The sequence below is a fragment of the Stenotrophomonas sp. LMG 10879 genome (assembly GCF_002750935.1).
GTDB lineage: Bacteria > Pseudomonadota > Gammaproteobacteria > Xanthomonadales > Xanthomonadaceae > Stenotrophomonas > Stenotrophomonas lactitubi_B.
This window is the reverse complement of the sequence record NZ_PEJT01000001.1, coordinates 67112-81112: the sequence shown is the minus strand read 5'-3', so window position 1 is coordinate 81112 and position 14001 is coordinate 67112. Positions and strand designations below refer to the sequence as shown.

The following is a 14001-nucleotide window of genomic DNA, read 5'->3' as shown; positions in this document are numbered from 1 at the left end:
GCGATCTGGCATAGTGGTCAGCCCCTGTCCCACTGGCCGTGCCGCCCCATGTCGCCGAAGAAGACCTCGTTCCCGAAGCAGGATATCCGCGTACTGTTGTTGGAGGGGGTCAGCCAGACCGCCGTGGAGGTGTTCAGCGCCGCCGGCTACAGCCAGATCGAAGCGCACACCAAGGCACTGCCCGAGGACGAGCTGAAGGCGCGCATCGCCGAGGCGCACATCGTCGGCATCCGTTCGCGCACCCAGCTCAGCGCCGAGGTGCTGGCCGAGGCCAAGCGCCTGATTGCGGTCGGCTGCTTCTGCATCGGCACCAACCAGGTCGACCTGGATGCGGCCGAGCTGGCCGGCATACCGGTATTCAACGCGCCCTACTCCAACACCCGCAGCGTCGCCGAGCTGGTGATCGCCGAAGCGATCATGTTGACCCGTGGCATTCCGCAGAAGAACGCCGAGTGCCATCGCGGCGGCTGGTCGAAGTCGGCCAGCGGCAGCCATGAGGTGCGCGGCAAGGTGCTGGGCATCATCGGCTACGGGCATATCGGCACCCAGGTGGGCGTACTGGCCGAATCGCTGGGCATGCAGGTGATCTTCCACGATGTGGAAACCAAGCTTTCGCTGGGCAATACCCGGGCGGCGGCCAGCCTGGACGACCTGCTGGCGCGTGCCGACATCGTGACCCTGCACGTACCGGAGACGCCATCCACGCAGTGGATGATCGGCAGCACCGAGCTGGCAAAGATGCGCCGCGGCGCGCACCTGATCAACGCCGCGCGTGGCACCGTGGTCGACATCGATGCGCTGGATGCTGCACTGGCCAGCGGCCACATCGGTGGCGCTGCACTGGATGTGTTCCCGGTCGAGCCGAAGGGCAACGGCGATGTCTTCGAATCGCCGCTGACCCGCCACGACAACGTGATCCTGACCCCGCACGTCGGCGGCAGCACGCTGGAAGCGCAGGACAACATCGGCATCGAAGTGGCCGCCAAGCTGGTGCGCTACAGCGACAACGGCAGCACCCTGTCGGCGGTCAACTTCCCGGAAGTGACCCTGCCCGAGCACGCCGACAGCCTGCGCCTGCTGCACATCCACCAGAACGTGCCGGGCGTGCTGTCCAAGGTCAACGAGATCTTCTCGCGGCACAACGTCAACATCGACGGCCAGTTCCTGCGCACCGACCCGAAGGTGGGTTACGTGGTGATCGACATCACCGCCAGCGAGGAACAGGCCAGCGCGGTGCGTGACGAACTGGCGGCGATTCCGGGCACGTTGCGCACGCGCATTCTGTATTGATGGCGGCGCCGGGCCATGCCCGGCGGAATGCATCCGGCACCACGCCATCCACGCATGGCGTGGATCTACTGGGCGCGCGATCCCCTGGTAGATCCACGCCATGCGTGGATGTATTTTTTCAGCGTGCCAGCCACCGGCGCGCCATGCGCTGCATCGATTCATCCGACTGCGGATCGCCGGCGACCTCGGCCACCGGGCGCCAGGCCAGCTCCAGCGACTCTTCGCTGAGCACGAAATCCTCGCCGCCCAGCGCACGGATCACGAAACGCACATCGTAATGCCAGTGCCCCGGCACGTCTTTGCGTTCCGGAATCCAATGCTTGTCCAGGTCGAAGATCGCCGGATCGTCCAGCACCAGCCCGGTCAGGCCGGACTCCTCTTCGGCCTCCTTCAGCGCCACCCGGGCCAGGTCGCGGTCGCCGTCGGCGTGGCCGCCCAGCTGCAGCCAGCGCTGCAGCTTGCGATGGTGGGTCAGCAGCAGGCGCTGGCCATCGGCGCTGACCAGCCAGCAGCTGGCGGTGAAATGGCCTGCCAGCCGCTCGCGGCGGAAGGCATCCTCAGCATCGTCGATCAATGTGCCGAATTCGGCAGCGAGGGCGTCGTGGGCGGGTTCTTTGCGCGCATAGTCATACAGCAGGCGGCGCAGGCGATCGTCAAGCACGGCAAGGGATTCGGTGGTTTCGCTCATGAATGCGGGGTGCCCGGAAAAATACCGGCCATTATCGCCGCTCATTGTTGCGTTTGCGCTTGTGCGGTGCCTTCAGCATTGGCTAAGGTACAGCGGGCCGTTTGCGCGGCCTGCACCATTCGGGCCGCTGGCAATGTACCGGCAGCCCTCCCAATCCGATCATCAGGAAGTACTGCATGCTGAAAGCTCTGTTGAGGGTCAAGCCGGTCGAACCGGCCGGGCACGTCGATGCCGGCGAACCCATCGAAGGCAGCCTGGACGGCGAAGCCACGTTGAAACGGACCCTCACGGCGAAACACCTCATCATGCTTGGCATTGGTGCGGTGATCGGCGCAGGTATTTTCGTGCTCACCGGCCAGGCCGCGGCCAACCACGCCGGTCCGGCGGTGATGCTGTCGTTCGTGTTCGCCGGGATCGCCTGCGCGCTGGCGGGCCTGTGCTACGCCGAGTTCGCCGCGATGATGCCGGTCTCCGGCAGCGCCTACTCCTACTCCTACGCCACCCTCGGCGAGGGCATGGCCTGGTTCATCGGCTGGTGCCTGGTGCTGGAGTACCTGTTCGCCTCGGCCTCGGTCGCGGTGGGCTGGTCGGCGTACCTGATCAGCTTCATCACCACCACGCTGCACATGCCGTTCCCGGACGCACTGAGTGCGGCGCCGATCGCCTGGAACGGGCACGAGTTCGCCGCCTCCGGCAAGCTGTTCAATCTGCCGGCGGTACTGATCGTGGCGGCGGTGACCGGCCTGCTGTACGTGGGCGTGACCCAGTCCGCGTTCGTCAACGCGATCATTGTGGCCATCAAGGTGTTTGTGATCTGCCTGTTCGTGGGCATCGGCGCGGCCCACGTGGACCCGGCCAACTGGCATCCGTTCATCCCGGAAAACACCGGCGTGTCCGGCGAGTTCGGCTGGAGTGGCGTGTTCCGCGCGGCCACCATCGTGTTCTTCGCCTACATCGGCTTCGATGCGGTCTCCACCGCCGCCGGCGAAACCAAGGACCCGCAGCGCAACATGCCGATCGGCCTGCTCGGCTCGCTGGCGGTCTGCACCATCGTCTACATCATCGTCTGCGCGGTGCTGACCGGCATGCTGCCGTACCACCTGCTGGGCACCGACAAGCCGGTGGCCACCGCACTGGAAGCCTACCCGAGCCTGTCCTGGCTGAAGACCGCCGTGGAAATCGGCGCGATCGCGGGCCTGTCCTCGGTGGTGCTGGTGATGATGATGGGCCAGACCCGCATCGCCTACACCATCTCGCGCGACGGCCTGCTGCCGAAGGTGTTCGGCAAGGTCCACAAGCGCTTCCGCACCCCGTACTGGGCCACGATCGTGGTCGGCGTGATCGCCGCTTCGCTGGCCGGCCTGGTGCCGCTGAACGTGCTCGGCGAGCTGGTGTCGATGGGTACCCTGCTGGCCTTCGCCACGGTCTGCGTGGGCGTGCTGATCCTGCGCTACACCCGCCCGGAGCTGCACCGCCCGTTCCGCGTGCCGCTGGTGTGGGTGATCTGCCCGCTGGGCGCGCTGTCGTGCCTGTTCCTGTTCTGGCAGGCGTTCGTGGTGCACTGGCACCTGTTCGTGGGCTGGACCGTGCTGGGCCTGCTGATCTACTTCGGCTACGGCATCCGCCACAGCAAGCTGGCCAAGTCGCCCTGATCCTCCCGACGGGCCGGCTCCTGCGCCGGCCCGTCGATATCCGCAAGCATTTCCGCCCGCGCCCGTTCACGGGGCGCACCGCACAAGACCACCACACATGTTCAAGCAACTGTGGGCCACCAAGCACCCGCACGCCGCCCACGAAGACGCCAATGGCCTGAGCCTGCGTCGCCACCTCGGCCCCTGGGGCCTGACCGCACTCGGCATCGGTGCGGTGATCGGCGGCGGCATCTTCGTCATCACCGGCCAGGCTGCCGCCAACCACGCCGGCCCGGCCATCATGCTGTCGTTCGTGCTGGCCGCGATCTGCTGTGCCTTCTGCGCCCTGGCCTATGCCGAGTTCGCGGCGATGGTGCCGGTCTCCGGCAGCGCCTATACCTATACCTACGCCACCTTCGGCGAGCTCTCGGCCTGGTTCATCGGCTGGATGCTGGTGCTCGAGTACGGCGTCTCCGCCTCGGCCGTGGCGGTCAGCTGGACCGGCTATTTCCTCAGCCTGCTCAGCCATTTCGACATCCATCTACCGGCTGCGCTGGTCAGTGCCCCGTTGGACGCGCAGCTGCGCCCCACCGGCGCCATCGCCAACATCCCCGCCGCAATCCTGGTGCTGCTGCTGACCTGGCTGTGCTACGTCGGCATCAGCAAGTCGTCGGCGATGAACATGGCCATGGTCATCCTCAAGACCGGCCTGATCGTGCTGGTGATCGTGGTCGGCTGGAAATACGTGGACACCAGCAACTGGACCCCGTTCATCCCGGCCAACGAAGGCCCCGGCAAGTACGGCATGGAAGGCGTGCTGCGCGGCGCGGCGATGGTGTTCTTCGCCTATATCGGCTTCGAAGCCGTATCGGTGGCCGCGCAGGAATCACACAAGCCGCAGCGCGACATGCCGATCGGCATGATGCTGTCGCTGGTGATCTGCACGGTGCTGTACATCGCGATGGCTGCGGTCATGACCGGCTTGGTGCCCTACCAGCTGCTGGGCACCGACGAGCCAGTGGTCACCGCCGTGGCCGCGCACCCGCAGCTGGGCTGGTTGCGGGTGGTGGTGGAGATCGGTGCGTTGATCGGCCTGTCCTCGGTGGTGCTGGTGATGATCATCGGCCAGCCGCGCATCTTCATGATCATGGGGCGTGACGGCCTGCTGCCGCCGGTGTTCACCAAGATCCACCCGAAGTACCGCACGCCGCATATCAACACGGTCATCACCGGCATCGGCATCGCCCTGCTGGCGGCGCTGTTCCCGCTGGACATCCTCGGTGAACTGACCTCGATGGGCACGCTGATCGCCTTCGCGGCGGTCTGTGCCGGCGTGCTGATCCTGCGCCGCACCCAGCCGGACCTGCCGCGTCCGTTCCGCATCCGGGGCGCGTGGTTGATCTGCGGCCTGGGCGTGCTGAGCTGCCTGGCGCTGCTGTCGGCGATGACGCTGCACAACTGGATGCTGATGGGCGTGTGGACGTTCGTCGGCTTCGTGATCTACTTCTTCTACGGCTTCAAGCACAGCCGCCTGCGGGGGAAGTAAGGTTTTCTGCATTGCAGGGCCTGCGGCCCTGCACCCGCTGGAGCAACAGCAACAGCACCGGCGGGTTTGAGGGTTTGGCGGGGAGGGGTGAGATTGCGGGGGACGCTGCAAGTACGTCCCTGTAAGCTCGGTCGCCGCATCCATGCGGCTCACGCCCCCGCAATCTCACCCCTCCCCGCCTTCGACAGGTCCACGCAGCTGTCAGTAGATCCACGCCATGCGTGGATGAAGCGTTCCCGGAAATGAATGGTCGGGGACGAATCTGCTGTAGAGCGGAGCCATGCTCCGCTCCGAGCAAGCGCAGCGCAGCGACCCGCTTTCGCTTTTCCTTCTTCACTCCGGGGCTGGCCGCCCGCAGGAACCTGTCAGGGGCGGGGCGGGTGGGCCGAGCAGGGGCGTTGGCGCCATGGATGGCGCCATCGAGCTTACAGGGACGTACTTGCAGCGTCCCCTGCACGGCCCACCTGCCCCGCCCACCCCATGAACCGCTCCACTCGACCAACCACGAGGGGCTCAGCCGTTGGCCGAATCCAGTAAAATCGCCCCCATGAACGCCCCCACCTTCCCCTACGACACCGCGCGCCTGAGCGAACTGGCCCAGCTGCTGATCGACAACGTCTGCGAACTGGCCCAGGCCGGCTGGACCCCGGCCACCAGCAGCAACTTCTCCCACCGCCTGGATGACCGCCACGCCGCGATCACCGTGTCCGGCAAGGACAAGGGCCGGCTGATCGAAGACGACATCATGGTGGTGGACTTCGATGGCAAGGCCGTCGGCCGCCCGCTGCGCCCGTCCGCCGAAACCCTGCTGCATACCCAGCTGTACCGCCGCTTCCCTGAGATCGGCTGCGTCCTGCATACCCATTCGCCGGTGCAGACCATCGCCTCGCGCCTGTATGCGCCGCAGGGCCATATCCGGGTGGAGGGCTACGAACTGCTGAAGGCCTTCGCCGGCAACAGCACCCACGAGATGGCCATCGACATCCCGGTGTTCGCCAACACCCAGGACATGGACGTGCTGTCGGCCCAGGTTGACGCGTTGCTCGACACCCAGACCCTGTGGGGCTACCTGATCGACGGCCATGGCCTGTATGCGTGGGGCCGCGACATGGCCGAAGCGCGCCGGCACATGGAAGCGTTCGAGTTCCTGCTGCATTGCGAACTGGAGCTGCGCAAGCTGCGCCGCTGACGTTTCCGGTAAGGCCAGATGCCATTCTGGAATCTGGCCGTCGTTGCCACCCTGCTACCCTGTCCTCCCCCCGAGACGTTCAAGCTGCCGCCATGAGCCGACTGCGCATCTACGACGACACCCGCCCCGAATCGCCGCTGCTGGACACCCAGGACGGCGCGGTCATCGCTGCCGAACTGCAGAAGATCGGCGTCACCTTTGAACGCTGGCAGGCCACCGCGCCGGTCGCGCCGGGCGCAAGCCAGGACGAGGTGTTCGCCGCCTACCGCGCCGACATCGACCGCCTGGTCGCCGAACGCGGCTTCAAGAGCGTCGACGTGGCCTCGATCGCCCCGGACAATCCGAACCGCGCCGAGCTGAGGAAGAAGTTCCTCGACGAACACTTCCACAAGGAAGACGAAGTGCGCTTCTTCGTCGCCGGCTCGGGCCTGTTCACCCTGCACGTGGGCGACAAGGTCTACGAGATCGAGTGCGTGAAGGATGACCTGATCGCCGTGCCCGACGGCACCACCCACTGGTTCGACATGGGCGATGAGCCCAGCTTCGTGGCGATCCGCTTCTTCACCGAGCCGGATGGCTGGGTCGGTCACTTCACCGGCACCGACATCGCGCAGAAATTCCCCCGTTACATTCCGACCCAGGCGTCCTGATCAATGCAGCCCCGCGTCATCCTGACCGACATCGAAGGCACCACCAGCAGCATCTCGTTCGTCAAGAACGTGCTGTTCCCGTACGCACGCCAGGCGCTGCCCGGCTTCGTCGCCGAACATGGCCAGCAGCCGGAGGTGCGTCGCTGGCTGGACGCCGTCGCCAGCGAGATCGGCGGCGCCTGCCAGGACAGCCTGGTGGCCGAGACGCTGCAGGGCTGGATCGACCAGGACCGCAAGCACACCGCACTGAAGGCCCTGCAGGGACTGATCTGGGACGCGGGCTACCGTCGTGGCGACTACACCGCGCACTTCTACCCGGAAGTGGCGCCGGTGCTGAAGGGCTGGCACGCCTCGGGGCTGCCGCTGTATGTGTACTCCTCCGGCTCGGTGCCGGCGCAGAAGCTGTTCTTCGGCTTCAGCGATGCCGGTGACCTCAGTCCGCTGGTGTCGGGCTGGTTCGATACCGAAGTCGGTGGCAAGCGCGAGGCCGACAGCTATCGCCATATCGCGCAGACCATCGGCGTTCCCGCTGGCGAGATCCTGTTCCTGTCCGATGTGGTCGAGGAACTGGACGCCGCCCGCGAAGCCGGCCTGCAGACACGCCTGATCGATCGCTTGGACGACTACCCGATGCCGCGCATTGGTGCAGCCGCCAACGGCCATGACCGCGTCGAGAACTTCCAGCAGATCCAGCTGTAAGCAAAAACTGGTGGATGCCAACCTTGGTTGGCATGCTTCTGGTGTGCCAACCAAGGTTGGCACCTACCAAAGCGTGCCCCTCAACGATCGTTGAGGGTGCGCACCTTCAACGCTTCACGCAACGCAGTCAGGTCCACAGGTCCGCGCACGGCGATGTCACGGCTTTCGCCCGGCAGCAGGTCCAGCAGGTTGTCTTCCACCTGCACGTCGAGCGCGCCGAAATCGATCCAGGCCGCGCGCACCAGCGCTGCGCTCTGCAGCCGCAGGCGGTAGTGGTCACCGTCGATCGCCAACGTTGATGTCAGCTGCTGCCGTGGCAGTACCTGGTCCTTGGCTTCGACGAATCCGACGACCTGCCGCGCCGTCACCCTGCCGTCCTGCAGCAGCTCGAACACCGCCACGGTCCGTGCCGGATCGGCGCCGGCCAGCAGTTCGGCATCCACGTAATTGCCGATATCGGTCACCCCGGCAGCGACCAGTGTCACCGCCTGCTCGCGCCGACGCAGCACCTTGCCTTCCACGTCCATCACCCGCAGGCGCCACCGCGCATCCAACGGCGCGGCCTGGTCGTTGATCACGCGCACGCGCGTCCTGCCCTCATCGCGCAGCGCCGCCACGGTGACCGGCGCGAAGAAGCGGCGCGCGGCAAAGTGCAGCGCCTTCCAGCGGCCGAAGTAGTCCACGCTCGACCACGAGGCACCCGGCCAGACGTCGTTGAGCTGCCAGTAAAGCGAGCCCATCGTGTACGGTCGCGAAGCGCGATGATGCAGCGCCGCCATGGCGATGCCATCGGCCTGCATCACCTGGCTCAGATAGACGAAGTCCTCGAAGTCCTTCGGCGTGCCGTAGCCCAGTTCGATGTAGTGCAGCAGGCGCGTATTGCCCTCGCCGGCCATGAATTTCTGGTGTGCACGGATCACCGGACTGTCGATGCGCTGCTCCGCACGAGTAGCGATCTGGTCCACCGTTGCCACCGCAGGCCAGGCCTGCAGGCCGTACTCGGACATGAAGCGCGGGGTCTCGCGCAGATAGGCCTGCACCGGCAGTGCCGGATTGCCCCACACCTGCCAGTAGTGCTTGTCGCCGCGGGCGGAGTCGTTGGCTTTCTCGTCCAGATCATTGCTGGGCGAACTGGACCAGTACGGCACGCCCAGCCCGTCTTCGCTCACCACCTGGCGCAGGTCGTTGCCGAACAGATCGACGTAGCCCTGCCAGACCTTCGCTGCGAACGCCGGATCAGCGGCCTTCAGGTCGCGGCCATGGCCCCAATCCTTCCACGCCGTCTCTTCTTCGTTGTTGCCACACCACAACACGATGCTGGGATGGTGGCGTAGCCGGCGCACGTTGTCGCGCGCCTCGGCGACCACGCTGGCGCGGAATGCCGGGTCGTAACCGGGCTGCATGCCGCCACCGAACATGAAGTCCTGCCAGACCAGCAGGCCCAGTTCGTCGGCAGTATCGAAGAACGCATCGTCTTCGTAGTAACCGCCGCCCCAGTTGCGCAGCATGTTCATGTTGGCATCGCGCGCGGCGACCAGCACCTGGCGCAGGCGCGCGGCATCAACGCGCGCAGGGAAGGCGTCGAACGGGATCACGTTCGCGCCCTTGGCGAAGATCGGCACACCATTGATGACAAAGGCGAAGCCCTGCCCTCCCTTGTCGTCCCGCTCGCGGCGCAGCTCGACCGTGCGCAGGCCAATGCGCTGTTCGCGCTTCAACGTGGAGTCGGCGCCACCGTCGAGCGAGGCCATTACGGTGTAGCGGTCCTGCGCACCATGGCCGACCGGCCACCAGCGCCGCGGCTTGGCCAGTTCAACCGGCACCTCCACGCTGTTCTTGCCGGGCTTCAGCTCGACCGTGCGCTGCACCCGTGCGACGCTGCGGCCGTCGGGATCACGCACCTCAACGTCCACCGCCACCGGACCGGCGGCCGCACCCTGTTCCACCTGCAGCACTACGGCCAACGTCGCCTTTTCTGCATCAAGCGCATCAGTGCGCACGGCCAGGTCGGTCAACCGATGCGCGCCCCATGCCTGCAGGTCAACGCCGCGCCAGACGCCGACAGTGACGTAGCGCGGCCCCCAGTCCCAACCGAAGTGGTAGGCCGGCTTGCGCGCGAAGTTGCCGACCATCGCGTCCTTGGGCTCATCGCCGTAGGGCGAAGGATAATTGCCGGCGATCTTGTGCGGCATCGCCTGCACGCCCGGCAGCAGCGTGCGGATCGGCGAACGGAACACGATCTGCAGCTCGTTGCCCTTCGCCCGCAGGCGGCCTTCGACGCGGGCGCGCCAAGTGCGGTGGGCATTGTCGGCACGCAGCAGCGGCTTGCCGTTGAGCTTTACCTCGGCATAGGTATCGAGGCCATCGAAGCGCAACTCGGCGTTGGGCTTGTCCAAGGTGACGGCGTCCACATCGAAACGGGCGCGGTACTCCCAGTCGGCCAGGCCGATCCACTGCAGCTCGGCTTCGGGCGCGCCGACGTACGGATCGCGGATCAGCTCGTGCGCCAGCAGGTCGGTATGCACGCTGCCCGGCACCGTGGCCGCGCGCCACTGCTGCAGGCCCGGATGCGCCGCGCCCTGCGCGTCGCCGGGCAGCAGGCGGAATTCCCATTGCGCCTGCAGCGGGGCGGCAGAGGCGGAGAACGCGACAGCTGCGATCAGCAGCAGGAGCAGACGGACAACGAGGGGAAGGCGATGCACGTGATGCTCCTGTTGTTTTTGCCAGGCATGGCCTGGCACTACTGCATTCGGACGATGTTCAACGCACGACGTTCAGCACTTCGTAGCAGGCGCCCATGGTGTGGTAATCGACCTTGCCAGCAGGGCTCTTCTCGTCGCTGTACTTGCGGTTGTCAGCGTCGAGGATGCGGAACCACGCGCCGTACCGGTGGTCGACGAAGTGCTCCCACGAGTACGCCCAGAGACGGTCGTACCACTGCCAGTAGCGCTCATCGCCGGTGCGCTTGGCCATCAGTGCGGCGGTGGCCAACGTCTCGGCCTGCACCCAGAAATACTTGTCGTCGTCGCAGACGAAGCTGTCGCCGCCGATCGGCGCACCGTCCATGCCCGGCTGGCGGCGCGACTCCGGTGCGAAGCCGTAGTACAGGCCGCCGCGCGCCTCGTCCCAGCTGCGCTCCACCGCCACATCGAACAGATGCTGCGCGGTCGGCAGCAGCCAGTTGGCCTGCACGTGGCGGTCCAGGATCAGCAGCAGCTTGGCCCACTCGGTCTGGTGGCCGGGCTGGAAGCCCCACGGCCGGAACAGATGCTTGGGATCGTCCAGGTTGTAGTCCCAGTCGATGTTCCAGTTGACGTCGTAGTGCTCCCAGACCAGCCCAGCGGCCTTGGCCGCCTGGCGGCGGGTCATGTTGTCGGCCAGCTGCAGCGCGCGCTCGACATAGCGCTGCTCACCACTGGCCTCGAACGCAGCCAGCATCGCCTCGCACATGTGCATGTTGGCGTTCTGGCCACGATAGCCGGTGAAGTTCCACTGGCCGTCGGCCTCGTCCCTGTACAGGCCGTGCTCCGCTTCCCAGAAGCGCGCTTCCAACAGCTGCCAGGTCTCATCCATCCACGTGCGGGCTTCTTCGATACCCGCCTTCAATGCACAGCTGTAAGCCAACAGCACGAAGGCCACGCCGTAGCAGTGGTTCATGTCGTCCTCGACCACGCCCTCGCGCAGAGTCCAGGCGTAGCCGCCGGTGACCGGGTTGCGATGCACCTCGCGCAGGTAGCGCACGCCGTGCTCGACCGCATCGCGATACTCGGCATTGCCGAACTCGCGGTAGGCCATGGCGTAGTTGAAGACGAAACGGGTGCTGCTCACCAGGTGGCGATGGCTGGCATCGTAGATGCTGCCGTCGTCACGGAAGTAGTGGAAGAAACCGCCCTTCGGATCGATGCAGCGCGGGTGGTAGAACGCCATGGTGTCGGCGATGTGTGCGCGCAGGAAAGCGGGAGAACGGAAATCGGGCGAGGTGCTCATGCGGGAAGGTCCTGTGCCTGCAGCAACTGCTGCACTTCATCGAACGAGGGCATCGCAGCGAACGCGCCCTTGCGGGTCACCGCCAGTGCGCCAACGGCGGCGCCGAAGCGCAGCGTGGCGGCGATCGCCTGCGGGTCCTGGCAGAACGCGGCAAAGCCCGCACCCGCCCCACCCCGCTCCAGCAGCCCGACCAGCACGCCACCAACAAAGGCATCGCCGGCGGCAGTGGTGTCCACGGTGGGCACGCGGAAGCTGGTGACCTTGCCCTGCGTTTCGCGGGTGTACCAATGCAGCGTGGCGGCGCCGTCGGTGATGATCACCCAGCGCGCCTGCGCGGCCAGCAGGCGCCGCAGCACCAGTACCTCGCCGTCATCGCCAAGCGGCGCTGCCAGGTACTCCAGTTCTTCCCGCGACAGCTTGACCAGGTCGGCGCGTTCCAGCGCCTGCCACAGCCGCGGTGTCGGGTCGACATCGGCCGGCCATAGCGCCGGACGCAGGTTGAGATCCAGGCTGACCACCGCACCGGCCGTGCGCGCGCGGTCCATGCCGGCGAACGTCGCTTCGGCGATGTCCGCTTCGGTCAGGCTGTTGGAACAGACATGGAAGCACTGCGCGCCATCGAAGCAGCCCGCCTGGAAGTCGCTGTCACGGAACAGCAGGTCGGCGGCAGGCGGACGGTAGAAGCTGAAGCTGCGTTCGCCGCCCGCGTCCAGCGCCACGAAGGCCAGCGCGGTCTTGGCCGCGTCGGTGCGCACGATGTAGTCGGTGCCGACGCCGTGTTCGCTCAGGCTCTCGGCCAGGAAGTCGCCGAACATGTCGCGGCCGAGCATGCCGACGAACTGGGTCTTCGCGCCCAGCCGTGCGGCGGCCACCGCGACGTTGGCCGGTGCACCACCGGCGTACTGCAGGAACGCGCGCGGGGTATCGGCCGAGGCCGGCGGCTGCGCTAGTAGATCGATCAAAATTTCGCCGAAGCAGACGATGGAACCCATTTTCGACTCAGCCTCCGTGCGTGCCGGCAGCCGGCGCGCGGGCGCCGACCAGTCCGTAGAAAATGATGTAGCCGTAGCACAGCAGCGGCAGGATGAAGCTGGCCTGCACGCCGACGTGGTCGGCCAGGACGCCCTGCAGGTAAGGCACCACGGCACCACCGACGATGGCCATGATCAGCAGGCTCGAGCCCTTGCTGGTCAGCGGGCCCAGACGCTCGATGCTGAGCGCGAAGATGGTCGGGAACATGATCGAGTTGAACAGGCCGATCGCCACCACCGAGTACAGCGCGACATTGCCGGAGGTCATCATGGTCAGCGTCAGCAGGCCGACATTGACCAGCGCGAAGATCGCCAGCAGGCGGCTCGGCGAGAAGCGCGCCAGCAGCGCCGAACCGGCGAAGCGACCGATCATCGCCATCGTCCAGTAGGCCGACACATAGTGCGTGGCTTCCTGCTCGCTGAAGCCGCCGATGGTAGGCATCGACAGGTAGTTGACCAGGAAGCTGCCGATCGATACTTCAGCACCGACGTAGAAGAAGATGCCGAGCACGCCCAGCAGCAGGTGACGCTTGCGCAGCGCATCCAGATAGCTGTGCTGATGACCCTCGTCAGCCTGCTCGGTGGTGTCGTTGAGCGCCGGCAGGCGGAACAGGAACACGAACAGGGCCAGCAGCACCAGCGCAATGGCCAGGCCCACATAGGGGCCCTGCACCGCGTGCGCCTCAGCGGTACGGTAGGCCAGCTGCTCGGCGGCCGGCAGCGCGGCGATCTGCTCGCCGCTCATGGCCGTGTTGGACAGGATCAGCATGCCGCCAAAGATCGGCGCAATGGCCGTACCCAGTGAATTCAGCGCCTGCGCCAGGGTCAGGCGGCTGGAGCTGGTCTGCTCCGGGCCAAGCAGCGCGACATACGGGTTGGCTGCTACCTGCAGCACGGTGATGCCGGTAGCCAGCACGAACAACGCACCGAGGAAGGCGCCATAGACGCGCAGCTCGGCCGCCGGCCAGAAACCCAGCGCGCCGATGCCGGCGATCACCAGGCCGGCCACGATGCCCTTCTTGTAGCCCAGCGCTGCCACCAGCCGCCCGGCCGGCAACGACATCAGGAAGTAGGTGCCGAAGAAGGTGAACTGCACCAGCATCGCCTTGGCATAGTTCAGTTCGAACACCGCCTTCAGGTGCGGAATCAGGATGTCATTGAGGCAGGTCAGGAAGCCCCACATGAAGAAGATGGTGGTGACCACGGCCAGCGCCTTGCCGTTGGTGACGGCAGGCTGGTTGCCCGGGGAACCGGATGGGCGGGGCGTTGCGGAGATCGGCATGCGGTACG

The 14001-nt window shown here is 66.3% G+C and carries 11 protein-coding genes; 6 read left to right on the top strand and 5 right to left on the bottom strand.

What is annotated here, in order from left to right; genetic code table 11:
* Positions 1-48: 48 nt before the first annotated feature.
* The gene (gene serA / locus CR919_RS00330; protein WP_099818329.1) at positions 49-1290 is read left to right on the top strand and encodes a phosphoglycerate dehydrogenase; all 1242 of its coding nucleotides are present in this window, start codon (positions 49-51) and stop codon (positions 1288-1290) included.
* Between the two features lie 118 nt (positions 1291-1408).
* On the opposite strand, the gene CR919_RS00325 is transcribed toward serA, so the two are convergent.
* Entirely contained in the window at positions 1409-1978 is a 570-nt protein-coding gene (locus CR919_RS00325; RefSeq protein ID WP_207760999.1) for an NUDIX hydrolase, read from the bottom strand.
* Between the two features lie 176 nt (positions 1979-2154).
* Here CR919_RS00325 and CR919_RS00320 point away from each other — a divergent pair, with 176 nt between their 5' ends.
* From CR919_RS00320 to mtnC, 5 genes are all read left to right on the top strand, one after another.
* On the top strand, positions 2155-3630 hold the full coding sequence (locus tag CR919_RS00320; protein WP_099818327.1) for an amino acid permease: 1476 nt from the start codon (positions 2155-2157) through the stop codon (positions 3628-3630).
* A gap of 97 nt (positions 3631-3727) precedes the next feature.
* Complete coding sequence (locus CR919_RS00315) at positions 3728-5155, top strand: amino acid permease (protein WP_099818326.1); 1428 nt, start codon at positions 3728-3730, stop codon at positions 5153-5155.
* Between the two features lie 547 nt (positions 5156-5702).
* The gene (locus tag CR919_RS00310) at positions 5703-6344 is read left to right on the top strand and encodes a methylthioribulose 1-phosphate dehydratase (protein WP_099818325.1); all 642 of its coding nucleotides are present in this window, start codon (positions 5703-5705) and stop codon (positions 6342-6344) included.
* A 92-nt stretch (positions 6345-6436) separates the two neighbouring features.
* A complete protein-coding gene (locus tag CR919_RS00305) occupies positions 6437-6994 on the top strand; it encodes an acireductone dioxygenase (RefSeq protein ID WP_049467060.1) in 558 nt (185 codons plus the stop codon).
* A gap of 3 nt (positions 6995-6997) precedes the next feature.
* Entirely contained in the window at positions 6998-7693 is a 696-nt protein-coding gene (gene mtnC, locus CR919_RS00300; RefSeq protein ID WP_099818324.1) for an acireductone synthase, read from the top strand.
* A gap of 80 nt (positions 7694-7773) precedes the next feature.
* Here the strand turns inward: mtnC and CR919_RS00295 are convergent, their stop codons facing one another.
* From CR919_RS00295 to fucP, 4 genes are read right to left on the bottom strand one after another with little or no spacing between them, the layout of a single operon-like run.
* Positions 7774-10395 (bottom strand): glycoside hydrolase family 2 protein, encoded by a 2622-nt coding sequence (locus tag CR919_RS00295; RefSeq protein ID WP_099818323.1) that lies wholly within the window; start codon positions 10393-10395, stop codon positions 7774-7776.
* A gap of 58 nt (positions 10396-10453) precedes the next feature.
* A complete protein-coding gene (locus CR919_RS00290) occupies positions 10454-11680 on the bottom strand; it encodes an AGE family epimerase/isomerase (protein ID WP_099818322.1) in 1227 nt (408 codons plus the stop codon).
* A complete protein-coding gene (locus CR919_RS00285) occupies positions 11677-12672 on the bottom strand; it encodes a carbohydrate kinase (protein WP_099818321.1) in 996 nt (331 codons plus the stop codon). Before CR919_RS00285 ends, CR919_RS00290 begins: the two co-directional genes overlap by 4 nt.
* Before the next feature lie 7 nt (positions 12673-12679).
* Positions 12680-13993: an L-fucose:H+ symporter permease gene (gene fucP, locus CR919_RS00280; protein WP_099818320.1), complete on the bottom strand. Its 1314-nt coding sequence runs from the start codon at positions 13991-13993 to the stop codon at positions 12680-12682.
* Between the last annotated feature and the right edge of the window lie 8 nt (positions 13994-14001).